The 23,529-nt window shown below is 35.4% G+C and carries 25 protein-coding genes and 1 other RNA gene; 12 read left to right on the top strand and 14 right to left on the bottom strand.

The genetic code is table 11. The annotated features are described in order from the left end of the window. Positions 1–21: 21 nt before the first annotated feature. Positions 22–1,263 carry a hypothetical protein gene (locus tag MKY46_RS01890; RefSeq protein ID WP_058844789.1) on the top strand — a complete coding sequence of 414 codons (1,242 nt, stop codon included), beginning with the start codon at positions 22–24 and terminating at the stop codon, positions 1,261–1,263. A 62-nt stretch (positions 1,264–1,325) separates the two neighbouring features. Here MKY46_RS01890 and nhaC read toward each other — a convergent pair whose 3' ends face one another. The 5 genes from nhaC to MKY46_RS01865 all read right to left on the bottom strand — a co-directional run bounded on the left by nhaC (position 1,326) and on the right by MKY46_RS01865 (position 6,222). After that, positions 1,326–2,774, bottom strand: a complete 1,449-nt coding sequence (gene nhaC, locus MKY46_RS01885) for a Na+/H+ antiporter NhaC (RefSeq protein WP_058844790.1) — start codon at positions 2,772–2,774, stop codon at positions 1,326–1,328. Positions 2,775–3,056: 282 nt separating this feature from the next. Then, complete coding sequence (locus MKY46_RS01880; protein ID WP_036117856.1) at positions 3,057–4,166, bottom strand: amidohydrolase; 1,110 nt, start codon at positions 4,164–4,166, stop codon at positions 3,057–3,059. Between the two features lie 205 nt (positions 4,167–4,371). Then, a complete protein-coding gene (locus MKY46_RS01875; protein ID WP_170829843.1) occupies positions 4,372–4,515 on the bottom strand; it encodes a hypothetical protein in 144 nt (47 codons plus the stop codon). A 192-nt stretch (positions 4,516–4,707) separates the two neighbouring features. Further along, entirely contained in the window at positions 4,708–5,256 is a 549-nt protein-coding gene (locus MKY46_RS01870; RefSeq protein WP_036117859.1) for a superoxide dismutase family protein, read from the bottom strand. Between the two features lie 189 nt (positions 5,257–5,445). Continuing rightward, positions 5,446–6,222, bottom strand: coding sequence for a 3D domain-containing protein (locus MKY46_RS01865; protein ID WP_036117861.1), 777 nt, complete (start codon positions 6,220–6,222; stop codon positions 5,446–5,448). A 300-nt stretch (positions 6,223–6,522) separates the two neighbouring features. On the opposite strand from MKY46_RS01865, the gene MKY46_RS01860 reads away from it, so the two are divergent. Both MKY46_RS01860 and MKY46_RS01855 read left to right on the top strand, forming a co-directional pair. Beyond that, on the top strand, positions 6,523–6,702 hold the full coding sequence (locus tag MKY46_RS01860; protein WP_036117864.1) for a YjfB family protein: 180 nt from the start codon (positions 6,523–6,525) through the stop codon (positions 6,700–6,702). A 37-nt stretch (positions 6,703–6,739) separates the two neighbouring features. After that, entirely contained in the window at positions 6,740–7,891 is a 1,152-nt protein-coding gene (locus tag MKY46_RS01855) for a response regulator (protein ID WP_036117867.1), read from the top strand. Positions 7,892–7,950: 59 nt separating this feature from the next. On the opposite strand, the gene MKY46_RS01850 is transcribed toward MKY46_RS01855, so the two are convergent. Next, complete coding sequence (locus tag MKY46_RS01850; protein WP_036117870.1) at positions 7,951–8,967, bottom strand: GGDEF domain-containing protein; 1,017 nt, start codon at positions 8,965–8,967, stop codon at positions 7,951–7,953. 300 nt (positions 8,968–9,267) lie between these two features. On the opposite strand from MKY46_RS01850, the gene MKY46_RS01845 reads away from it, so the two are divergent. The 5 genes from MKY46_RS01845 (at position 9,268) to MKY46_RS01825 (ending at position 16,875) form a co-directional block, all read left to right on the top strand. Continuing rightward, entirely contained in the window at positions 9,268–12,303 is a 3,036-nt protein-coding gene (locus MKY46_RS01845; RefSeq protein WP_340833649.1) for a hybrid sensor histidine kinase/response regulator, read from the top strand. Positions 12,304–12,440: 137 nt separating this feature from the next. Then, on the top strand, positions 12,441–13,130 hold the full coding sequence (locus tag MKY46_RS01840; RefSeq protein ID WP_036117873.1) for a response regulator transcription factor: 690 nt from the start codon (positions 12,441–12,443) through the stop codon (positions 13,128–13,130). Then, on the top strand, positions 13,127–14,113 hold the full coding sequence (locus MKY46_RS01835) for a sensor histidine kinase (RefSeq protein WP_036117876.1): 987 nt from the start codon (positions 13,127–13,129) through the stop codon (positions 14,111–14,113). The genes MKY46_RS01840 and MKY46_RS01835 overlap by 4 nt, the downstream gene beginning before the upstream one ends. A 169-nt stretch (positions 14,114–14,282) precedes the next feature. Beyond that, positions 14,283–15,044 carry an ABC transporter ATP-binding protein gene (locus tag MKY46_RS01830; RefSeq protein ID WP_036117879.1) on the top strand — a complete coding sequence of 254 codons (762 nt, stop codon included), beginning with the start codon at positions 14,283–14,285 and terminating at the stop codon, positions 15,042–15,044. Beyond that, positions 15,034–16,875 carry an FtsX-like permease family protein gene (locus MKY46_RS01825; RefSeq protein ID WP_036117882.1) on the top strand — a complete coding sequence of 614 codons (1,842 nt, stop codon included), beginning with the start codon at positions 15,034–15,036 and terminating at the stop codon, positions 16,873–16,875. The genes MKY46_RS01830 and MKY46_RS01825 overlap by 11 nt, the downstream gene beginning before the upstream one ends. A 152-nt stretch (positions 16,876–17,027) precedes the next feature. On the opposite strand, the gene MKY46_RS01820 is transcribed toward MKY46_RS01825, so the two are convergent. After that, the gene (locus MKY46_RS01820; protein WP_036117885.1) at positions 17,028–17,468 is read right to left on the bottom strand and encodes a DUF2269 family protein; all 441 of its coding nucleotides are present in this window, start codon (positions 17,466–17,468) and stop codon (positions 17,028–17,030) included. Positions 17,469–17,640: 172 nt separating this feature from the next. Here MKY46_RS01820 and MKY46_RS01815 point away from each other — a divergent pair, with 172 nt between their 5' ends. Together MKY46_RS01815 and MKY46_RS01810 are read left to right on the top strand one after the other, a co-directional pair. Further along, positions 17,641–18,282: a YfbR-like 5'-deoxynucleotidase gene (locus tag MKY46_RS01815; protein ID WP_080717022.1), complete on the top strand. Its 642-nt coding sequence runs from the start codon at positions 17,641–17,643 to the stop codon at positions 18,280–18,282. A gap of 100 nt (positions 18,283–18,382) precedes the next feature. After that, positions 18,383–18,895, top strand: a complete 513-nt coding sequence (locus MKY46_RS01810; RefSeq protein ID WP_036117887.1) for a zf-HC2 domain-containing protein — start codon at positions 18,383–18,385, stop codon at positions 18,893–18,895. A 57-nt stretch (positions 18,896–18,952) separates the two neighbouring features. Here the strand turns inward: MKY46_RS01810 and MKY46_RS01805 are convergent, their stop codons facing one another. Further along, positions 18,953–19,291, bottom strand: a complete 339-nt coding sequence (locus MKY46_RS01805) for a zinc ribbon domain-containing protein YjdM (protein WP_036117890.1) — start codon at positions 19,289–19,291, stop codon at positions 18,953–18,955. Between the two features lie 246 nt (positions 19,292–19,537). On the opposite strand from MKY46_RS01805, the gene ssrS reads away from it, so the two are divergent. After that, positions 19,538–19,730: non-coding RNA, 6S RNA (gene ssrS, locus MKY46_RS01800), on the top strand. 144 nt (positions 19,731–19,874) lie between these two features. Here ssrS and MKY46_RS01795 read toward each other — a convergent pair. From MKY46_RS01795 to MKY46_RS01785, 3 genes are read right to left on the bottom strand one after another with little or no spacing between them, the layout of a single operon-like run. Then, the gene (locus MKY46_RS01795) at positions 19,875–20,042 is read right to left on the bottom strand and encodes a hypothetical protein (RefSeq protein WP_155273174.1); all 168 of its coding nucleotides are present in this window, start codon (positions 20,040–20,042) and stop codon (positions 19,875–19,877) included. Between the two features lie 27 nt (positions 20,043–20,069). Then, the gene (locus tag MKY46_RS01790; protein ID WP_230593748.1) at positions 20,070–20,645 is read right to left on the bottom strand and encodes a helix-turn-helix domain-containing protein; all 576 of its coding nucleotides are present in this window, start codon (positions 20,643–20,645) and stop codon (positions 20,070–20,072) included. Positions 20,646–20,654: 9 nt separating this feature from the next. Next, positions 20,655–20,951 (bottom strand): helix-turn-helix domain-containing protein, encoded by a 297-nt coding sequence (locus MKY46_RS01785; RefSeq protein WP_230593749.1) that lies wholly within the window; start codon positions 20,949–20,951, stop codon positions 20,655–20,657. Positions 20,952–21,146: 195 nt separating this feature from the next. Between MKY46_RS01785 and MKY46_RS01780 the strand changes: the two genes are divergently transcribed. Next, entirely contained in the window at positions 21,147–21,320 is a 174-nt protein-coding gene (locus MKY46_RS01780) for a hypothetical protein (protein WP_244504844.1), read from the top strand. Between the two features lie 334 nt (positions 21,321–21,654). Here MKY46_RS01780 and MKY46_RS01775 read toward each other — a convergent pair whose 3' ends face one another. The 3 genes from MKY46_RS01775 to MKY46_RS01765 all read right to left on the bottom strand — a co-directional run bounded on the left by MKY46_RS01775 (position 21,655) and on the right by MKY46_RS01765 (position 23,523). Next, on the bottom strand, positions 21,655–22,473 hold the full coding sequence (locus tag MKY46_RS01775) for a hypothetical protein (protein WP_036117894.1): 819 nt from the start codon (positions 22,471–22,473) through the stop codon (positions 21,655–21,657). A gap of 411 nt (positions 22,474–22,884) precedes the next feature. Beyond that, a complete protein-coding gene (locus tag MKY46_RS01770; protein ID WP_170829845.1) occupies positions 22,885–23,040 on the bottom strand; it encodes a hypothetical protein in 156 nt (51 codons plus the stop codon). Positions 23,041–23,196: 156 nt separating this feature from the next. Beyond that, a complete protein-coding gene (locus MKY46_RS01765) occupies positions 23,197–23,523 on the bottom strand; it encodes a peptidoglycan recognition protein family protein (protein WP_051891571.1) in 327 nt (108 codons plus the stop codon). Between the last annotated feature and the right edge of the window lie 6 nt (positions 23,524–23,529).

Below are 23,529 nucleotides of genomic sequence, written 5' to 3'. Positions count from 1 at the left end.
AATAGAAAAGGAACGATGCCCATGTCTACCAAAATAGCGATTATTTGTTCTAAAGCATTTATGAATCGTATTATTAGTATCGCACAAAACATAGCCGATGTTCAATTAGAATTTTATCTTTACAACCACCCATCTGAAGCACCAACTTTAATGAAGCAAATTAAACCATGTGACGCACTGCTATTAGGAGGAACATTACCCTATTTACATGCCCAGTCATTACTTTCGGAAATCCCAATACCATGGAATTATATTAAACAAGATGAAACAGCCATTTCTACAACACTCTTATCACTAGTAGCCAAACATAGTGTAGCAATCGATAGAATTTCCATTGATGTCATGAATCCAGCATTCGTTGACAATGTTTTAACAGAAATAGAATATACTGGACCTAAGCCACATGTTCAGCATATATCGATTACAGAACCAACTGAACATATTTTACAGCGTCATATCACCTTGTGGAATGCCAAAAGTATAGAATTTATCATTACAAGTATTCATAGTGTTTTCGATGAATTACAAGCACTTCACATACCCGCAATGCGTATGCTAGATACTACAAATTCTATTCTGCAATGTCTAGAAGAAACTAAATCCAAGTCATTACTAACCAAATCCGAAGCCTTTAAAGCCGTTGTCGGTCTATTAGAAATTCAGGGGGATTCTTCAATCGAATCAACTATTTTAAATCAAATTGCTAAGGCTACCTTTTCAACGTACAAGCAAATTGCTGCCCACACCTTTGAGCTCTACACAACCGCAGGTCATTTACAAAATGCACTAGAAAAAGACAGCCTAGAAGAACTAATACAACAAATCGAACAACCATTTAAGCTAGCATTCGGTTATGGTTACTCCATTTTGGAAGCAACACAAAATGCACAGCAAGCTTTAACATTTACGAAGCCTTTCGAGATTTTCATTCTTGATGAACATAAAAATCTATTAGGACCTTTTCCGAATTCAGAAGGTAAAGTGTCTTTAAAAACAGATGATCCCTACGTTTTACAAATGGCTAAGCTAACAAGCCTCAGTCCATTAAATATCTCTAAACTAATCAATTTCAGCCATGATCGACAATCCGCACAATTTACATCACAAAATCTTGCTGAATATCTTCAAGTTACACGACGAACAACCGAACGTATTATCAAAAAATTAGTTGATAATGGTTATGCAAACGTTGTCGGTGAGGAAATGACCCATCAACAAGGTCGCCCTCGTACCATTTATGAATTGAATTTTGCGACCTACTAAATGATGGCATCAAAAGAAAAAGGAATTCTCGTAGATAAACATGTATCTACGAGAATTTTATTTTAATCTGCAATCGCTACATTCTCAGAACTTTCTAGCTCTAATTCTTTTTTACGCTTCTCAGCTTCTGCTATTTCCTCTGGTGTTAATTTAACAATGGCAAATCCAATATATCCATAAATGATGGAGATAATAGGTACAGCAAAATTAAGAATGGCATATGGTGCGTACTCCATAGCACTTACACCTAAAGTAGCTAGAATAAATACACCACAAGTATTCCAAGGGAAGAAAACAGATGTTAATGTTCCCCCATCTTCTAATGCACGAGATAGATTTTTAGAATGCAAACCACGTTGTTGATATACCCCCGCAAACATACGTGAAGGGACAACAATTGAAATATATTGCTCAGAACAAGTTGCGTTTGTTGTTACACATGCTGCAATAGTTGAAGCAATAAGGCTTCCAGTAGACTTAGCAAACTTCACAATTACGTTCATAAGCGCTTTTAACATTCCTGAATACTCTAAAATACCACCAAAAGTCATCGCTACAATGGTCATTGAAACCGTATTCATCATTGAATCTAAACCACCACGGTTAAATAAATCATCCACCATGTGATTACCTGTCGAGATTTCGAATCCAGCTTGCAATGCTTGTACAGCACTTGCGGCTGAACCACCTTGTACAAAAATTTGCAGTAAGAAACCTGAAACAATACCAATAATTAAAGCTGGAATTGCTGGCACCTTTTTAGCTACTAAAACAATAACACCCACTGGTACAAGTAATAGTAAAGGAGAAATGACAAAGCTTTCTTCCATCACTTTTAACGTTGTTAAAATTTCTTCTGATTTCATGGAAACATCTGCAAATTTTCTACCGAGAATTCCAAAAACAACAAGCGAAATAATTAACGCTGGAATTGTTGTATAAAGCATATGCTTAATATGCTCAAATAAATCTGTACCTGTTAAACCTGCTGCTAGATTCGTTGTATCTGATAGTGGTGACATCTTATCTCCAAAGTATGAACCTGAAATAACCGCACCAGCAATCATAGCCGCTGGAATACCCATACTTAAACCAATACCCATACCTGCGACACCAATTGTCGCCATCGTTGACCATGAACTACCAATAGCTAATGACACGATTGAACATAACAGCATGATTGTCACTAAGAACCACGCTGGAGAAATTAATTTTAAGCCATAGAAAATCATCGTTGCTACGACCCCGCCGCCAATCCATGCCCCAATTGTCAAACCTACTAAAATAATAATGACAATGGCAGGTAATGCCAGTCGTATCCCCTTATACATCATTTCTTCAATTTCTGACCATTTGTATCCATGCATTTTGGCAACAATTGCTGCTACAGTTGTGCCAACAAGAAGAGGTACGTGAGGACTTTGCTCTAAAACAACTACTGTAATCAACATTGTAATAATCATAATTGCAAAAGTTAGTAGTGCCCAACCTGCATTAATATCCTTTTTCATTCTTCCATCCCCTTTTTTTGCACCAAATCCCATTTCGGTTTTTCAAAGACGCAAATAATTTTTTACGTTTTTTAGCTTAATATTCAAAAAATTAAAAGTCAACGCAAAAAATTTATGCCTCTCTAGCAAATCCCTTTGTTTTAGCGTAATAAAACGTTTTCAAGTAGCAATAAAAAGCAATGCAAACCCTTGAATATCCATACATTTAAGAAAATGTTCATGCAAAAAAAGCTATATGAAAAAATAAATTACATTTTTTCATATAGCTTAAAAATTATTTTTTTATTCAGGTTTTTTTTCTAATACACAAGCAAGTACTTTTGCAGCATCCATTAAAGCACTACGATCAAATGTCATCTTAGGATGATGTAATCCTGGCGTTAGGTTTGCCCCGATTCCAATCATCGCTGCTTTTAATTCTGGCTTTTTCACTGTATAGAAATGGAAATCATCACTACCTGGTGTCGTTATTTCATCCGCTAAATGTTCTTCACCTAAAGTTTCAATGATGGCAGCCTTCGCCATGTTTGCCGCAATTGGTGAAACTTCAGCACCTGGCGTAAAATCAACCCAATTCCAAGTCATATCAATTTCAAATTGTTGCTGTATTGATGTTAAACCAAACTCAATTTTGCTGCGTAGCAATTCGAGCTGTTGATTGTGCTGTGCTCGAATATCCATTGAAAAGCTAGCATTGCCCGGAATAATGTTTGTACTACCTCCATCTGCGATAATTTTCGTTAATTTAGCAGAATGTGGTTCAAATGGTGATAAATGAATGCTATGTAGCATTTGTTGCACAGCCACAATGACGTCAATCGCATTTTTACCTTGGTGAGGTCTAGCACCATGCGCATCAATGCCTTGAATAGTCCCCTCTAAAAAATAAGCTGCACCATGATGGATTGCTGGCGAAACTTTACCAAGTGGTAATTCTTCAATTGGTCTTAAATGGACTCCAAATAAATGTGTTACCCCATCAACCGCTCCTCGATCGAATGCTGCACATGCACCATTTCCTAATTCTTCAGCAGGTTGGAAAATGAAACGCACACGATGTTGCAATGGGCGATCCTTCAGTAGTAGTAATGCACCAAGAACCATTGTCATATTGGCATCATGTCCACAAGAATGATTCGCTTGCCATTTTCCATCAACTTCTTGCCATAAAGCATCGATATCAGCGCGGACTGCAACTATTTCTTCACCTGTTCCAATTTCAGCTATTAACCCAGGTATGTCACCTAGTAAACGATAACTAATCTGTAATTCATCCAGTATCGAAGCGATTTTCTTAGTTGTCTCGAACTCCTTCCAGCTTACTTCTGGATATTTGTGAAAATGATCAAACCATTGATAAATCGTTTCTTCTACTGTTAAAGCTTTTGACATAACTACACCTCTATACGCATTTTTGTTTCCCATTATACATGAATCTATTTCAGAAAAGTACATATGCCTTAAGACCTAACTAAAATAGTAAAGGGATGTATTTCATTATTATGCTCCTAACAAGCCGTTTATAAATAGAGGTGCAGAAAGTAATGGACTATGTTAAAAGTTATCATCACTTTCAACATAGCCCATCAAATATTCATTATAAACTTGTAAAAAACCCTTCTGGATATTCTTCATAATGTACCTTCACCATTTGCTCCTCATTTTTTTCTTCCTCTTCATAGAAATCAAACTCTTGATCCATTAAATAAGTTTCAAATTTTGAATTTAACAATTTCCCCATTGTATCACTCCTTATTTGATTGAATTTTCTGATAAAAGAATTATACAATAGTAATTTAGCAAAATGCAATAAATAATACACATTATGCATTATAAATATAAAACTGATCTCATCATTAGATAGAACACCATTTTATTCCATATAATAAAAAACTGCATCTAATAATTATTAGATACAGTCTTCCACATCATTTTATTGAATTACACCGCAAGCAATTCTTGCTCCAGAATTACCTGCTGGATCTGTTTTATAATCGTCAGCTGATTCATGAATAACAATAGCACTGCCATCGCTATCTAATAACGAATTTGGTTGATCTTTTTGTAAAGTCAATCCCTCAGCTAGGAAATCTAAATCAACATTACCATCCTCACCAATCTCTAAATTTGGTAAATCCCCTAAGTGATAGCCGTTTGGATTTAATTTACCATGCTCTTTATTAGTTGGATTAAAGTGTCCACCAGCCGATTCAAATTTAGGTGGTTCACATTTCCCTACTTCATGAATATGAATACCATGTGTGCCTGGCGGTAAGCCAGTTAAGGCCAGCGTCATTCTAACGCCATTATCCTCTTCTTGAAAAAACGCATTCCCATAGCTTTCGTTATTTGCACCAATCACTTTTGCAGTAGCCGTTAAGGGGGACGTCGCATTTACAGGTAACTTTTCTTCTTTATTAAAGAAACTACAACCACCAACAAAAACTAATAAAGAAATGCCAATTAAACTTATTTTTTTCATAAAAAATTCCTCCTCTATTTCTGATGATTACCAACTTACCCAGTACTTATGCACAAAACAAATAAATACGACCTCCTCCTCTCCTAGGAAAAAGGAGTATTTTTAATCTCTGTACATCGTTTTTAGTATGAAATATTTTTGCTGAATCAAAAAAGGACTTCCCAAAGCTTGAGAAATCCCTTTTCATAGTTAATCTAAAATTTTTACTGTTACGTGTTTCACACCCCATTGGAGTGCTTGTCCTTCAGTAGGAATAAATACATCAATTTTATTACCCTTAATAGCTCCCCCTGTATCAGCTGCTATCGCTTCACCATAGCCTTCCACCCAAACTTTTGTACCAAGAGGAATAACTCTAGGGTCTACTGCAATGACTTTTAAGTTGGGATTAGATCTAATATCTGTGCCATTTGCGGTAATACCTGAACAACCTTCACAATAGGCCGTATATGCAGTCGCACGCATTGTCAATGTTTTACCAGAACCAGTTGCTGGAGCACTTGCCGGAGCACTTGCTGGTTTAGTTGTAGTCGTTGTAGCAGGTTTTGCAGCTGCAATTCCCTCAGAAGTTTTGGGCTTTGGTTTTGCAGCCGAAGCCTTAATAGCCAATGACTCACCAGCTAAAATTAAATCTGAACCAAGGTTATTCCATGCTTTTAGTTCATCAACCGTCACATTATTTGTACGAGCGATTGAAAATAATGTGTCACCGCCTTTGATGACATATTCATCTTCATTTGCCGACTCTGTTTTTGTTGTCGTGTCCTTCACTAAATCCAGCTCTGGATAGAACCACAACGACTCCATCTCATTTAGTTGCTGGAATTCTCCAACCGTTAAATTATAAATCTCAGGAATTGCCCATAGTATATTGCCTGGTGATTTGTCCTTCGCAGAGGAAGGACTTGCATACAGACTCAAACCAAAGGTCATCGCTACTGCTAAAGCTAATGCTTTTTTCTTCATGTTTAGTAATACCTCCATCATTTTATTATTTGTTGCAAATCTGCTGCTAGCACGCTAGAGTTGAAAGCTCTACTATGACAGCAACCATAAGTTTGCAAATTAATAACTCAGGGTTATCCGCCTGATATTAGGAATTATTACTATAAAAACGGAAAAATATACAATTTCAATTAATTTTTTAGTAATTCGCAGATTTTGAGGGTAAAAAATCTATAATTTTGTAGCACAGTTTCGGACTTTTTTATATTAGATATTTGCTATTTTTAGCCGATAAATAAAGAAAGGGGGGGGAATGTAGAAATGGAAATTAATTCACTCATGTCATCACAGCTGATGGAGCTTCAACAAACCGTACAAATGAGCGTAATGCAAAACGCACTCAATTTGAACACATCTACAGCTATTGAATTATTACAAGATCTACCTCAACAAGTTCCTACACATCCATACAAAGGATCAATAATAGACATCTCAGTCTGATAATGCAGCTATATTTAGCGGAAGGTGGTGTCCTTATATGATCCGGGTAATTGTGATGGACGATGAACCATTAGCTCTTGTTAATATAAAAAAACATTTAAATGCATTTGATGACATTGAGGTCATTGAAACGTTTACTACAGCAAAAGACTTACTGATAGAAGGGCCTACCTTAGACTTTCAAGTAGCCTTTTTAGACGTTGAAATGCCAGGCATGAGCGGTCTAGAAGTTGCACAATTAATAAAAACATGGGACAAAAACATCTGTATCATTTTTGTCACTGCCTATCGAGACTATGCTGTTCAAGCCTTTGATGTACAATCTCTTGATTACTTATTAAAGCCGATTTCGAAATCTCGCTTAGAAATGACGATTAATAGAATTCAAGAACTGTTCCAGAAAGATCTAACATCAGCAACTCAAACTCATCAAAAGCCGTCGCTTATGATCAGGTGCTTTGGAGAATTTGTCGTTTCTTATGAAGAAAAAGCAATTCATTGGAGAACGATTAAAACAAAAGAATTGTTTGCCTTTCTTTTTTTACAGCTTCATATGCCTGTACCCCGTGATACCATCCTAGATACACTTTGGAGTGATACGGATATTAAAAAGGCAAGAGTCCAATTGCATACTACCGTTTCATACTTGCGTACAACGCTTTCATCGTATGGTTACTCTGATGTGATTGAATATACGAATGGCTGCTATATTTTGAAACTAGAGGATTTTCAATGTGATGCCCATGATTTGGAGTATATTTTGAATACTAAAGCAGAAACAGGAAGATTGGATATCGAGAAGGCGGAGGAGCTCATCCAAAATTATCATGGTGAGTTTATGGCGACATTGGACTATTCATGGACTGCTAGTAAAGCTAACTTAATGAATAAACAATTTACTCAATTACTCGATGAATTGATTCATTATTACACTAAAAACCAGAATTTTAAAAATAGAGAACGTTCATTATTGTTAGCTTTAGAGTTAAATCCATATTCCGATAAAACTGTTCAACTATTAATTCGGCATTACACTGAGATTGGTAATCGTGCAGAAGCCATAAAAATGTATCATTCTTTTAATAGCCTTTTATTATCAGAATTAAATGTATCACCCACTCAGGAGACAACAGACCTTTTTCAAAATGTTGTACAGGCACAAGCAAAGGAGCTTGAAAAAAGTATATAACCCATCATGTTGAGGATAGGAAAAAGCATGCTAGTGTACAGTACTAGCATGCTTTTACATTATTTAACAATCATTTGTCTCATATTTCTAACTACACATAAACAGTTACGTCCTGATTGTTTAGCTTTATACAAAGCATGGTCTGCAATTTCTATCAATTGGTTAGGACTCTGGATATTTGGTGTAAAAGCCGTAATTCCAGCAGACATGGTTACGGGTCTACCACATGCAGTTTCTTGTAAGGCTTGCTTAATCCGTAGACTTTCTGCTAATTGTACAGCATCATCTATGTTCATTGAAGGCAGGATGACCATAAATTCTTCTCCGCCATATCTAAAGCAAAAACCTTGATCCCCCACACTGTTTTGCATATTAATAGCAAAGGCTTTTAAAACTTCATCCCCTACTGTATGACCATATGTATCATTTATACTTTTAAAATCATCTAGATCTATTAAGATGATGGCATGCGGGACCTTATCTACAATCAATTCATGTAAAGTTTGATCCATTCTTCTGCGATTAGGGATTCCTGTTAATGAATCTAAGTTTAATTGCTCTGTTAAATCAGAAATTTTACTTTGCGAGCAAATCACCATTTTTTGTACATTGTTTTTCAACAGCTTTGCTTCATAATACCAATCAGCAATCTCCTCAGTCTCCTGGCCCTCTTCACCTACTTCAATTTTTGTTGAAAGATCTTTTAGAGGCTGTGTAATTTTGATAGCTAACCATATAGCTAGGCCCAACACAGCTGCTACAACTATGATGATTGGGGTAATAATTTTCTTAAAAAACAAACTAAAAGAAACCATTCTTTCATCAAGTAAAGTATCAACTACTTGTTCCATATACGGTTCTAATGAATGATCATTTGTCTTAGCACCTTGTAAATAGTCTTCCGTAATTGTAGAGACTTCCTTTACATAGATTTCTTGCATGTCTGTTTTATTTTCCTTCAAAATTTCATTAAAATTTCGATAGCTACTCCAAATACTAATACTAGATGTCGCGAGTACAACGACAATCGTCATACTAACAATAAGAAACGATAACTTTAACTTGAATTTACCCACAATAGATCATTTCTCCCATTGAGATGATTTTTTCGTTAAATCTTATCTATGTTTCAACTCAAAATTTAATATATTTATTCAATCATCATAAGCCATATCTCTTAAAGAAAACTTAAAAACTAATGAGATTTTACTTTTTTTCAGATTAATAGGAAAAAATCGATAGTACTACGACCCCCATATAGTTCTATTTATATAGGTTTAAAGTATTCTTTTACACCCCTTCATATTTCCTTTTTTCCAATTCCATGGCATGGTAGATGAAGTTATTTAAGAAATACATTAGGAGGGAAAATGGCTGTGTTGAGAAAAACGACTATCCGACATCTACTTATTATAATTGCCATTTTTATAGTCCTTACTTCTTTACGATTGCTATGGTTAAACTACTTCCTACCCTCTAATCATCAGCCTAGTGCCCAAGGTGGTATTGTAGATCTGAACAATCAGGACCTTTTGAATGAAGAAGTTCTTTCTTTAAATGGCGAATGGCTCTATTCCCCTGGACAGTTCGTCAATCCTGAAAATAAAGGAAGTAGTCAAAAGACCAATATCGAGGACCATACTATCCAAACTCTTCCTACACTAAAAGGCGGGAAAACAATTCACCCCTACGGCACTTATCAACTAAAAATTCTGCTACCTAATCTTGCAGATAACAGCCGATATGCCATTCGTATTCCTGCTATCTCAACCGCCTCTTCCTTGTATATAAATGGCGAACTTGTAGGACAGTCAGGTAAAGTGGCAGATAACAGGCAGGATCATAAAGGGCAAGCTGCACCCTACACAGTTTATTTTACAAATACGCATTCTGAAATTAACATCATGCTTCATGTATCTAATTTTGATACATCTAAAAGCCCAATTATTAATAAAAGGATTTCATTTGGCACTGCGTCAGCGATGACTCATCATCAATTAATTACAGGTCTATCTCTTTCAACAATTGTCGTTATGCTAATACTGTTTGCTCTTTTTAGCATACTTGTATTTCTGTTCATCTATAGGAAACCTATCGTTTTACTATTTACATTTGGCTTTCTACTACCCTTGGCAGATGAATTAATTACGTTTGATCGCTCTCTGCTAGATTGGTTGCACCTTGATTATGTATGGTCCTATAAGCTTTCTTCTATTATTTTTCTCGGAGCCTCTTTTTTCTTTGTTCAATTTATGAGAGTCCTCTTGGTTAAATATCACAGCACTAAAACATTTCAATGGATTGTTGCCTTTTATGTACTAGACGCTGTATTCATTATAATTTTACCAATGTCGTGGCTGGTACCTACTAAAATGATTTTCTTTGTACTTTATCTAGTGTCCTTTCTCTACGTCGTGGTACTGGCTCTTAGAGAGTATTTAGAAAACCAAAAAAGGAGCTCTGCTTTTATTGCTCTAACAGCTGTTGGTACAACAAACGGTATTTTATGGGGATTAATCAAATCTATTTACGTATTTGACATACCTGTTTATCCATTTGATTATTTATTTGTTATGCTCGGTTTTTCTAGTTATTGGTTTAGACGTTTTCATGAGAACTCCCAGCAAATCCAAAAGTTAGTCGCAAAACTACAAAAGGAGGATACTTTGAAAGATGAATTTCTCACAAGTAATGCACAGAAACTGTGGAGTCCGATGAATAGGATGATTACCCTAGGTCAGTCTATTTATGATAATCCGAAGAATAGACTTGTAGCTGAAGATCATCGAAATCTTAAACATCTGATTGATATAGGGAGAAGTATGTCCTTCACATTAAACGACATACTGGACTATACCCGCTTAAAAGAGGGTAATTTACATCTTCATACACAAAGTGTAAACCTTCAAGGTGCTGTTTATGGGGTCTTTGATATGCTTCGTTTTATTATAGACGGAAAGCAAATACATATGGTATCATCGGTACCTCGAAATTTCCCAAATGTGTTAGCTGACGAAAATCGTCTTATTCAAATCCTTTTTAACCTTTTGCATAATGCGCTAAAATATACAAGTGAAGGCTCTATAGAAATTACCGCTCGTGAGGAACAGCATATGGCCATTATCCACATTCGTGACACTGGACAAGGAATGGACGATTTTGTGAAAAGTCTTGTGTTTACACCTTATGAACAAGGTCAAGAACATGATGAAGGCATTGGAATTGGGCTTCTCATTTCAAAAAAACTAATTGAGTTACATGGTGGTACGATGCATATACAATCTGTTCAAAATAAAGGATCAGACATTTATTTTACATTACCGCTTGCAGATGAAAGTAAACAGAGCGAACATACATCCTACATGTTTCAAGATAATACTCAGTTACCAACTATAGAACAAAGGCTGTCCACAGTATCAGAAAAGCATTTCAGTATTTTAATGATTGATGATGATCCTACAAATTTAACAACGATGAAAAGTATATTTTCGAAGTCTGAATACAAAGTTACTACTGTTACAAGCAGTGAGAAAGCTTTAACGCTCATTCAGCAAGCCTCATGGGATTTAGTGATTGTGGACGCAATGCTGCCCTATATTTCAGGCTACGCTGTAATCGAAAGAATACGAAAACAATACTCATTGCTCGAATTACCTATCTTATTACTAACAATAAGAAAGCACCCTGAGGATGTTTATACAGGCTTTGCCTATGGGGCCAATGATTATGTAACAAAACCTATTAATGCATTAGAGTTAAAAGTAAGAAGTCGCGCCTTAATTGATTTAAAATACAGTATTCAACAACACTTACATTTGGAAAGTGCCTGGCTTCAAGCTCAAATCCAACCACATTTTTTATTTAATACGCTCAATACGATTGCTTCTCTTAGTACCATTGATACTGATAGAATGATTGACTTAATGCACCATTTTGGTGAGTATTTACATGCCAGCTTTGATGTTCGTAATCTTCAACGAGTTGTACCGCTAGAGCACGAGCTCGAGTTAGTTCACTCTTACCTTTACATTAAACAACAGCGATTTGGGGAATTAATTCATATTGAATGGGATATTGATGAAAATATAGAAATTGAAATACCCCCCATTTCTTTACAGACTTTAGTTGAAAATGCCATTCGACACGGTATTTTAAAAAAGACAGAAGGCGGTACTGTTTGTATCCGTATTAAAGATTACACAACTTATATAGCCATTAGCGTGATTGATGATGGTGTGGGAATTAGCCCTAGTCTATTAGAGGAATTACAAGCAAATCACGAAACTGCATGCTCTGGTATAGGTATACGAAATACGGATTTACGCCTTAAAAGAATTTATGGTCAGCGATTACAAATTCAAAGTACAGTCAATCAAGGCACAAATGTAACCTTCCATATTCCCAAAAAATAATAAATAAGAGTCATTACATCCTCTTTCCGAGTTTGGAGTGGCTCTTATTCCTTATTTCAAATTACAATTCTTCTATAGATTTAAGGGAATCAGGGTACATTATACATATAGAATGAAGAAAGGAAGGATCGATAGATATGTACAAAATATACATAATAGAGGACGATGTAAATATTGCTTCACTAATCGTTGAGCATTTATCCAAGTACCAGTATGAATGCTATCCTGTCCAACAATTTCAGCACATTATCGAAGAATTTAATGCCATTCAACCCCATCTAGTCATTATGGATATCAATCTCCCAACCTATGATGGCTATTTTTGGTCACGAAAAATTCGTCAGCTCTCAACCTGCCCCATCATCATTGTTTCTGCCAGAGTAAATGATATTGATCAAGTATATGGTATTGAAAATGGGGCTGACGACTTTATCACGAAACCTTTTTCATTAGACGTCTTTATGGCAAAGGTTAATGGATTACTCCGACGCACATATGGTGAATATGCTTCAACCGAAACAACTACCATGACCATAGCTAATACTACATTAAATCCAGATACAGTTCGTCTTCAGGCAGAAGGTAATGAGAGCCTGTTAACATTAAAAGAAATGCAGCTAAGTAAGCTATTATTTGAAGCCTATCCCAATGTTGTGCCTCGTCAAAAGCTACTAAGTGCTATTTGGGATGATGAAGCCTTTGTAGAGGAAAATACATTGTCCGTGAACATTGGTCGACTACGTAGAAAAATGGAAGCAATCCACTCACAACTTGAGATTAAAACCATTCGTGGTCTAGGTTATCAATTAGTGGAGGAAGGTAAATGAAGCTATTCTTTCGAGAACATCTAAGCATTCTTATTCTCTATGGCATAAGCTTTCTGCTATTACCTTGGATTATTCATACTTTAGATGACCTTGCGTCACACTATGGCTACTTTATCTTTCTTGCCAGCTTTCTGTTTAGTATATGGCTACTAGGTCGTTATTATCGTAGACGAAAGTTTTATAAGCATCTACAGAAAGATATCCACACACAGGAGGATCTTCATCTGTTTGAACCACGTGCACCAATTGAACAAGTTTATAGCGAAAGATTGAGACAAATACAGTATCTATTTTTAACTCAGCAACAACAATTAGACGAACAAGCACAAGAAAAGCAATTGGTTCTATCACATTTTGCACATCAAATGAAGACGCCATTATCTGTTATTCAATTAATTGTTCAATCCGCATCCAACAAAACTACTGAAGAATTACTACAATGGCAAATCGTTAATAAAGAATGCGATAAACTGACATTTACACTTAATCAGCTATTAACGTATGAGCGCACATCTCATTTAGTAGCCGATTTAAAAGTTGAACCCATTGTTTTAAAGGAACTAGTGCAGGAGGTCATCAATGATTTGAAGGATTACTTTATCATGAATGACATTTTTCCAAAAATGATGCTTGCTGAAAACCATATTATTTATTCAGATCGAAAATGGTTAAAAATTGTACTTTATCAAGTGTTCAATAACGCCATTAAATATAGTGACATAGCAAGCACAATTCAAATTCATTATGACAACGCCACTTTACACATAAAAAACTATGGTGAAACAATCCCTACTAGCGAAATATCACGAGTGTTTGATTTATTTTATACGGGTATGAAGGGGCGAACGAGTGGCGAAGCAACAGGTATAGGATTATATTTAGTGAAAAAGATATTAACTACATTAGATCACCCCTTCACTCTTCAATCCTCTGACCGTGTTACGACTTTTTCCATAAATTTTTCAAACAGCCAAAAAAAATAAACATAGGAACTGTGTCAGCCAAGAGGGCTTTTTCTACTATGACGTCATCCTTTATCAACATGAACGAAGATGACAACTTTGTCATCTTCACGTCATCAAGCGAAATAGGTTATATCCCGCTCCTTTTTTATACTAAAGTTATCTAATGATCATAAAGGAGTTGTTTCAAGTGGGGAATACAATACTTCAAGTAACCAATTTACAAAAAGAATATATCGGTGAGCTCACATATAAAGCGTTAAACGGAATTGATTTTCAGCTAAGTCAACAGGAATTCGTAGCTGTCATGGGTCCTTCTGGTAGTGGAAAAACAACATTTTTAAATAGTGTATCTACTATTGATCGGCCTACTGCTGGTGATATCATCATCAATAATAGAAATCCCTATGTCTTAAATGATGAAGAACTCGCCCAGTTTAGACGCTCTGAACTAGGCTTTGTTTTTCAAGATTTTAATCTTGTGCATACACTAACAGTGAAAGAAAATATTTTATTGCCATTAACATTAGATAGCTTTCCTGCACCCAAAATGCGTCAGCGCTTAAAGCATGTCGCTCAATTTCTTGGTATCGAGGAACTGTTACCTAAACGTATTTATGAAATTTCAGGTGGACAAAAACAACGAGTAGCCATAGCTCGAGCTGTTATTCATGAACCTAGCCTATTGTTAGCAGATGAACCTACAGGAAATCTAGATTCAAAGGCGGTCAATGATGTGATGAACTTATTTACCTCCATTAATCACGAGCTCAAAACAGCTATTCTCATGGTGACCCATGATCCTTATGTAGCCAGCTTCGCCAATCGAATTATTTTTATGAAAGATGGCAAGTTGTATAATGAAATACATCGTGGCAACAACCGCAAGCAATTTTACCAAGAAATAATGGATACGCTTGCTTTTTTAGGTGGTGGGCATCATGAGCTTTAATCACATCGTCCTTCAAAATATTTTACGGGACAAATGGACATACGTTTCTTATTTCTTAAGTAGCATGTTTTCCATTATTATTTTCTTTTTATTTTCTGTGATCGTCTTTCATCCAAGTCTGAAAAGCTTAGACCCCGATTCGACACTTGGTATCTCACTGATGTTAGCTAGTATGCTCGTTTATTTATTTTCTTTTATTTATATCACCTATTCAATTATGGCGTTTTTACGTAAGAAGACCAAAACGCTAGGAATATTTATGATTACGGGAGCTTCCATGAAGCAAATTCGTAAGCTTGTATTCCGAGAAAATTTGTTAATTGGCATTTTAGCTATTCTATTTGCGATCGTTCTCGGACTTGTCATTACGCCACTTTTTTTAATGGGGGCAAAGGTTGTTTTAAAGGCAGAAACGTTTGGTATGTACATGCCTCTACAAGCAATTGGCTTAACGATTGGCTTATTTCTGATTTTATTTGTGGTGATATCGACAGTCATAACGAGGTTCATTAATAAAGAAGCATCTATTCAGCTCTTAAAAAGTGATACGATTATCGAAAAATCGATTAAGCCGCATTATGTGTTGTTCATTTTAAGCATAATGATAACTGGTATATTAGCGTACTTCTTAAAAACTGAGCATGCCATTGTAGACACGCTAGGTATTCTCTATTATCTGTTATTTTTCACTAGTATTCTTTGTACAATTCATTTAGTCATCGCACAGGGCTTGAGGCTATTTTTAAAAATATTTGAAAGGTCCCCTGCCTATCTTCGTAAAACGAATATGCTGTTGGCATCCAATTTAAATGCAAAAATGAAATCACATGCAAATATGCTGTTTCTAATCACTATCCTATTAAGCGGTGTCTTTCTATGCACTAGCATTTTATTTAGCTCTTATTACAATGTAAAAAAGGATAGTGAAGAAAATTACCCGTATAGCTTTCAATACATTGCTGATCCAAAGGCTGACGACAATATGGTAAAGGCTGATCTTGATTATCTTGAAAATAATCTATCATCGGTTCGTGCACAAAAGTTTTTTATTGAATTTAAATCAAATGAGGATCAACGCATTGGCTATATGGCATTATCGGATTATAACCTGTTACAACAACAGGAAAATGTCCTACATCAAAATGAATTTATTGCTGTAGCAGGAAGTCGAGGTGTAGCGACTATAACAGACAATGCCAGTGACCCGTATATAAAGTCGTTCAAACTTACTAAAACGATTGAGCAAAATCTGCTATCTACTGGTTTCCAGCATAGTTATTTCATTGTACCTGACAGCATCTACCAAGCCATAGACTACCCAGTTTATAAAACCTATATTTATGAGCTAGACAACTGGGCTGCCCATATAGAATTGGCGAATATAATTACTAAAAACATACCATCTCTACCTGGAGAACGTTATGTTACTTCCAAAATTGATTTGTATGACACGGAGATGTTTATCAAAAGCGTCATGTTCTTTATAGGCTCTATGTTAAGTTTAATTTTCTTAAGTGCTGCCATGAGTATACTGTATTTCTATTTGCAAACTACATTACTACAGGAGAAGGAAAAGTATATTGGCATCCGTAAGCTAGGGCTTTCCAAAAAAGAATTAGCTACCGTTATTGCCAAAGAGTTAGCGATCCTTATATTTGTGCCGTTCACTATTGCCATTATGCTATTGCTGACGACATTATTGTCTATGCGTACAATGGTCTCTACGGCATTTTTACAGGTTTCCATGGCTAGCTCTTGCTGTTTCTTTGTGCTTTTCCTCATTAGTTACCTATTTATTCGTAAAAGCTATTTTAAACGCCTTGTAAGCTAAAGAGGCTGGACTACAACTTTGGCCATCACGCAATCTAGATACAATTAACAAATAGATATACGCAGAAAACCCGAACTATGACAAGATACTAATTGTGTTTTGTCAAATAGTCCGGGTTTTATTGGCTAAAATCTTTTTGTTCCATGCTCTTTTTACCAGAAAATCGGCTTTGCTACCATTAACCAAAGCATGATAAGCAATAATAAAATATACATCCACGTTTTACGCTGTAAAAGAGAAACAAATTGTTGTTGATTATAAGAAGGCGTATTAAATGTACGTAACGTCGGTTTAAACGCTCTAGCTAAAAATACAATGGATGCAAACATCACAAGGAAGGTCATGACAATCCATGAAGTATTCCAATGATAGCCTGCATACCACATTAGCAAAATACCTGAGGCTACTAGGACATGTCCTGAATGTTTAACAATAGCAATAGCCCCTTTAAACGCTTCTATATATGGTGGCATTTCATCATTGGAAGCTGTGCGCATTTTTTTAACAATCGTTAACACAACGAACAAAGGCCCAATCGAAAGAACGGCACTTAAAATATGTATATAAAGAAGAAGTGTATAAATGGAAAACATGATGTGTACTCCCCTTTTCATCAGTCCTCTACATTATAGCACCCAACCTAAGTCTACTTTATCAGCAATTGTGAATCCTTTGTAAACACAGCTTGAATCATTGTTAAATTGTTTGAAAACTGCACAAAGAGGGTATTGTTTATAGTAACATGCATTTATAGAACAAAAAGGAGTGATTTTTATAGGAATTCATCAATTTTTTACAAACCTTAATGACTTAGAGCGTATCATTCGCTGCCCTGGTCGCTTCAAGTTCGAAGAGCATAATGTGGCTGCCCATTCTTGGAAAGTCTCACAATACGCAATGTTCTTCGCAACATTAGAAGAAATGAATGGAGCAGAAGTGGATTGGAAGTCCTTATATGAAAAAACCATCAACCATGACTTTGCTGAAGTTTTTATTGGAGATATAAAGACCCCTGTCAAACATGCGAGTCCAGAGCTAAAGCAAATGCTAGCACATGTGGAAGAAAAGATGATGGAAAAATTTATTATCAATGAAATTCCACAAGAATTTCAGGCTATATTTTTTGAACGGATGAAGGAAGGTAAGGACAACACGTTAGAGGGGCGTTTGCTCGAATTTGCGGATAAGCTCGATCAATTTTATGAAGCTTTCGCTGAATTAAAGCGTGGCAATACTGACAAAGAATTTGTCTATATGTACCAATCAGCCCTTTCAAAACTTTTGGCGATTCCACTTGAAGCAACAGTGCAATATTTCCGCACAGAAATTTTAAAGGATGCAGTAAAGGAAAAAACGCATATCGATATTCAAGCCTTAACAGATGAAGTACTAAAGCCAAATAAATAAGATGCATGTACAAGTTTTCCGATTGAAAAATTCACGGAAGGCTTTTTTTATTTTCTAAAAAAAATCGTATAATGAGAGGACATGGATTGGAGGGAAAGTATTGTCACAGGAATGCTCGATTGTAGAAGATTTAATACCTCTTTATAAAAAACAAAAGCTCCAAGCACCGACGATAGAATTTGTAGAACAACATCTAACAACTTGTCAGCAATGTCAGCGGCTAGCCCATTCACAGCCAACTCAAGATGAATACTTACCCATGAAAAGAACATTATCCTTTTTTCACATCATATTTATTGTGTTATCTTTTATGTTTGCCATTAATTCATCCTTACTCGGCAATCAAAAGGGCTTTGTTATCTCATATGCACTTTTCGGTTGTCTTTCTTACCTTTTCTATAAAAACATCTGGATTGTCTTTATCATAAGCTCCGTGCCTGTATTTGTTTGGGCTATCATTAATAATCTAAATAATGGGCTCTATATTACAACCTATTCCTTCGCAGAAATAGGAGCACTCGTGATTGGAGCCGGCTACATCGCTCTTTTACATACAATTTTCGCCTTATTAGGTGCTGCTTTTGCCATTCTACTACGTAGGGTTTTTCAATAAATAATTATACAAAAAGCACCTTAAACTGATTTCTGAAGTTTAGGTGCCTTTTGGTTTTTATGCTTTTTTCACGAATTCTGACTTTAATTTCATAGCACCAAAGCCATCAATTTTACAGTCAATATTATGATCGCCTTCTACAAGACGAATACTTTTTACCTTTGTCCCAATTTTTAAAGTGGAAGAACTACCCTTCACCTTTAAATCCTTAATAATGGTAACTGAATCGCCGTCAGCTAACAGATTGCCATTTGCATCCTTTACAATAAGTGCATCCGACTCCTGTTCTGATGCGTTCATACTCCACTCATGTGCACATTCCGGACACACATAGTTTACGCCATCCTCATACGTATATTCAGAATGACATTTTGGACAATTTGGATAAGCTGCCATTTCCGCTTCCTCCTTTACATATTTTCTAGGAAAATCCTCTTTATGCTCCTATCTTTACATAATCAATCATAATAAGTAAAGACTGTTCGTATTTTCCGTTCGTATTTGTGAAAAAAATATGAAGCAGTGACACCATTTTGAAGGTATTTCTAGATGCCGATTACACCATTTGGAACACTTGCCCATTGACTAATTTGCAGTAATCATCTTACTTGCATGTTCGTCGATCATGCTTTATTATATCCATAAAGGCTGCATTGTTCGTATAATATTAAGTTTTAACCTTTAAGCTGTAAAAGGGAGTTTTATTATTGGAGTTGGAATGACGGGCCTCACACTACGGTGCATGAGGATAAGCAGGAAAACTTCTGCGAACACCCACTTTGAGGAGTGGTGGTTTAAAACTTTCTATAATAACTACGGCATACGCGGCTTTTTAGTTTGATCTTACAGCCACATGGCTTTGAAGCGACTCACCCTACTTAATTGGAGGGTGAGTTTTTTATTATCAAAATGGGCATTGTTGCAAAACTGTTGCAAAAATTAATAATAATTAACGATAATACTTAACACATATTAGTAATTACCTACACACAATATGCCCCACCTTACATGGGACAACCACAGTCTTTTTATCAATAGGTTTACTAACAATTGTGGATGCCTTTTTGAATTTCATTTCCTCATATTGGTCCTCTAAATCAAAAATCGATAATTGCCCTTGTTGCTCCATATATTCAAAATGCGTCATTTTCTATTTCCCCTTTCACCATTCAAGTCAGTTTTCTAAGTTTGGTCTACTGCATATTTCCGAACGATTAGCACGCTCATTCAGCCAATTATAGAAAGGTACTGGACGTTCTCTATTAGCTGTTTCTTCAATAGATGATGATTTCCTAAGCTTCACACTTGAACGCTCCACAGCCTTGTTATACGCTCCTGCAAATACGGCTCTCAATGTGCTTGTAACTGTCAGAACACCTTCTTTAATATCCATGACAATTTTAAATAGCACGTTCTTAACTTTTATAAAGTCAGGTGCATTTTGAACCTGAGTAGCTAATACTACTTTGTGCAATTCGTCTTTCAAGTTATCAGCTAATGGCAAACTATTCATGAAATCGAATAGCATCACCTGGTACTCGTTCATGTATTCCTTATGAGCTTCTTTTTCAGCGTGTGCATTATTATATATATTTTGTAAAGTGCTTGTTTTAAAAGATAAATGATTAAAATATTTAGATGATTGGTTTTCAGATAGTTGCGCTTCAACCTTACTCTCACAGGGTTTTTCAGCATTTCCACGTTGGGGCATTGTAAGGCAAAATAATGTAGATGCTTGCTCCTTGTCCACCTTTGCTTTTTACAGTCGTTTCTTTTTAACAATCCCTAAAGATTCCAGTTTTGATATAGCTCGATAAACTGTCTTTGTGCTGATCTCCATTGCTGCAGCAATTGTGGCAGCTTTCAAATGACAAGCTCCTGGATTCTCTAAAGCATGACTAGCGAGTTTGAAAACGATGACACGTTCTGACTCAGTTAAATCGTAATAATGAGCAGCCTTATGATTCTCTACAGCTGAATCCATATCTGCTATTGAATCAAATGTTTTGTAAGTTGCTAAGTATTCAAATGCCCTCGTTTTCACCTCGCTTTCCAATTCCGAACTTTCTAGGATCCATTGAATGAATATTGTTCGTTTTTACTTAAATGCTTTACGTAAATTATCACGTATCTCTTTTACTTCTAAATCTGTAAGCAAACTATGATACCTAATAGTCCACTTCAATCGATTTTGATACTTATGAGTATCGGTAATTGCACTATTGTTCAATTTAACAAATTAGAAAATGGCATGACAAAAGATCAAGTATTTGAAATCCTTGGTGGTGAAGGTGCCGTTATTTCTGAATCTGGAGATGTAGTTATGTACAGCTATAATGGTAAGTCTTTAGGTGCAAATGCTTCTCTTATGTTCCAAGGCAGTAAATTAATGAACAAGACTCAAATGGTATTGGAATATATGTAAATTTAAAAACAAAAAAGGGAGTACCCCTAACATTTAATAGACGTTAATTCGTTTATTTGTTAGGGCGTGCTCTCTTTTTTTGTTTTTTAAAGGAGGTGGATTATAATGTTAACTGGTATTTGGTTTAGTGTTTTATTCATATTTTGGTTTGGGCAATTTTTATCTTTAGTAATATATTGTGTTAATACTTTCATAAGAGGTAACATCAAAATAAACTGTATTAGCATTGGATACGTAATAAGTACATCATTTATTTTCACTTACATCTAAAAAAGACCAGGTACTCAATTGAGCGCCTGGTCTTTTTCATAAGATAAATTTCAATTAATTTTAATTAATAACTAAAGCTAGCAGCATAACTTCTTATATCGACATTTGATTGATTAGGTGTAATACTTACTCCAATAGGAAGTACTGAGATACCTATTGTACCTGTAAATTTCTTATGACCATATTCGAACTTAACTGTTGCTTTACCTGAAGATGAAGACTTAATATAGAATGTTTGAGCAATAGTGCCTTCATGTGTTTGGAATTTATTTAAAGTTCCACTAAGATCAAACGAACCTGCTACTCCTAAAGATGGGTCCCACGTTGATGGTGTAGTACTACTTGACATTAACGTAGTTCCTCCTGTTGAAGTATTGTATAAAGAATATGTTGAGTTAAAACCTTGAAGTTTTCCTGATTGAGCTGGTATATAAACACCAAGACTTGATGGGAAACCAATAGCTATTTTATCTGTCAAAGCAAAAATCGGTTTATTTAACCATCTGAAGTTTGCGTGTGCATAAAATGCATTGTAACCCGAAACAGTACTATTATTCAGCTTTAACACATTACCTTTAAAACTCATATCTGCACTCGGAATATCACCAAAAGTTGTAACTTCTGATGGATCGCTTGTTACTTCATCAAAACTATAAATCTCTTCAAAACTTGTTAATATTTCAGCTTCACTATCAACTAAGAACTTTAGTTCTTCATATGGCATATTCTCAACTTCTACCTTACTAAAATTCAAGCCATATAAATAATCCTTTTCAGCATCCGTTAAAGATGATTCACCTTCTGCAGCTTCAACTTGATGATTGAATCCCAAAGTTAGTGCAAAAATGACACCTAAAAACATTAAAATACTATTTTTCTTCATTTCCATGCCTCCCTATTTTTTACAATTTTAATTATATACATATTTTATCATTTTTGGATAAATATTTTAAATTTGAATAAAAAGTACTAGTTTTTTCAGAAGTATATTAGTTTATTATAATAATACATAGATAGGGAGGTTTAGATAATGGAGGCATTCTTTTCTTTCAGCTGCTTTTTTCTTATGCCAGTATATGGGTTTTTATTTTGTTTCTATTTTATAAAATTAATAAAGAAATTAATAAAGGGACAGAATGATACAAATGTCGAAGCAAGTGTTATGACAATAATGTTTATTTTAATTATATGGAGTATCAGCTATACCGTAGCTATAGGAAATTAATTAATAGTTTTTTTATGAGGGCACTTGATGTAGTTTTTATTTTTCAGTGCCCCTCTTTTCTCTTATTTACTATTCCGCTGTAATTTTTATTCCTTCAAAATCGCCACCTGTCAACGTACCAGTATCAAATTTGTCTAGGTGTGACTTATCAATAAGCTTTTTATCTACTGCTTTTTTGAGGTAATCCCGGACTGCAGTTTTAGTTGTCTCATTTGTGAATTTCATTGTGTCATAATCCTTTTCAGTTGGTTAATCGGATTCTTTTGGTTTCATTGATTCTTCAATTCTTTTCAAGAAACTACCCCAACGATCTTCCGCTAGTATACGGTGAGGGCAATATTTGCCATTCCAGTCCTGGTGTTTCTTCACTCGTTCAATGCTCTAATCGTATTGCTTTAAAAGCTTTGCAATGTATTGAACAGCGTTTTCCTCCGCAACTCCATAACGTACACCACCACTTTTGCTGTAACAAATTTCGATGCTAATAGAAAGACGGTTGCCTTTCTTTAAAGCGTTAGGATCACTACTGCCTCCGCCATCTCCACAATGCCAAGTGTTACGGTTGAAAGGAATTGCTTGAATAACCTCTTTATCATCTAGAGCAACGTGATATGATACATAATTGTTATTTCCAATCATGTACGAAATTTTATTAGTAGCTGGTCCATCATTGGCTGTACTATGTACTGTAATAAATTGTGGTGCCATGATGAA

This window comes from Lysinibacillus sp. FSL M8-0355 (genome assembly GCF_038008985.1).
GTDB classification, from domain to species: Bacteria; Bacillota; Bacilli; order Bacillales_A; family Planococcaceae; genus Lysinibacillus; species Lysinibacillus fusiformis_D.
This window is presented reverse-complemented; position numbering and strand designations above follow the sequence as displayed.

Bases quoted from the DNA above. Each gene is read 5' to 3' on its own strand.
- MKY46_RS01890 (WP_058844789.1), top strand. From the start codon at position 22: ATGTCTACCAAAATAGCGATTATTTGTTCTAAAGCATTTATGAATCGT.
- nhaC (WP_058844790.1), bottom strand. From the start codon at position 2,774: ATGAAAAAGGATATTAATGCAGGTTGGGCACTACTAACTTTTGCAATT.
- MKY46_RS01880 (WP_036117856.1), bottom strand. From the start codon at position 4,166: ATGTCAAAAGCTTTAACAGTAGAAGAAACGATTTATCAATGGTTTGAT.
- MKY46_RS01875 (WP_170829843.1), bottom strand. From the start codon at position 4,515: ATGGGGAAATTGTTAAATTCAAAATTTGAAACTTATTTAATGGATCAA.
- MKY46_RS01870 (WP_036117859.1), bottom strand. From the start codon at position 5,256: ATGAAAAAAATAAGTTTAATTGGCATTTCTTTATTAGTTTTTGTTGGT.
- MKY46_RS01865 (WP_036117861.1), bottom strand. From the start codon at position 6,222: ATGAAGAAAAAAGCATTAGCTTTAGCAGTAGCGATGACCTTTGGTTTG.
- MKY46_RS01860 (WP_036117864.1), top strand. From the start codon at position 6,523: ATGGAAATTAATTCACTCATGTCATCACAGCTGATGGAGCTTCAACAA.
- MKY46_RS01855 (WP_036117867.1), top strand. From the start codon at position 6,740: ATGATCCGGGTAATTGTGATGGACGATGAACCATTAGCTCTTGTTAAT.
- MKY46_RS01840 (WP_036117873.1), top strand. From the start codon at position 12,441: ATGTACAAAATATACATAATAGAGGACGATGTAAATATTGCTTCACTA.
- MKY46_RS01835 (WP_036117876.1), top strand. From the start codon at position 13,127: ATGAAGCTATTCTTTCGAGAACATCTAAGCATTCTTATTCTCTATGGC.
- MKY46_RS01825 (WP_036117882.1), top strand. From the start codon at position 15,034: ATGAGCTTTAATCACATCGTCCTTCAAAATATTTTACGGGACAAATGG.
- MKY46_RS01820 (WP_036117885.1), bottom strand. From the start codon at position 17,468: ATGTTTTCCATTTATACACTTCTTCTTTATATACATATTTTAAGTGCC.
- MKY46_RS01805 (WP_036117890.1), bottom strand. From the start codon at position 19,291: ATGGCAGCTTATCCAAATTGTCCAAAATGTCATTCTGAATATACGTAT.
- MKY46_RS01795 (WP_155273174.1), bottom strand. From the start codon at position 20,042: ATGACGCATTTTGAATATATGGAGCAACAAGGGCAATTATCGATTTTT.
- MKY46_RS01780 (WP_244504844.1), top strand. From the start codon at position 21,147: ATGACAAAAGATCAAGTATTTGAAATCCTTGGTGGTGAAGGTGCCGTT.
- MKY46_RS01775 (WP_036117894.1), bottom strand. From the start codon at position 22,473: ATGAAGAAAAATAGTATTTTAATGTTTTTAGGTGTCATTTTTGCACTA.
- MKY46_RS01770 (WP_170829845.1), bottom strand. From the start codon at position 23,040: ATGAAATTCACAAATGAGACAACTAAAACTGCAGTCCGGGATTACCTC.
- MKY46_RS01765 (WP_051891571.1), bottom strand. From the start codon at position 23,523: ATGGCACCACAATTTATTACAGTACATAGTACAGCCAATGATGGACCA.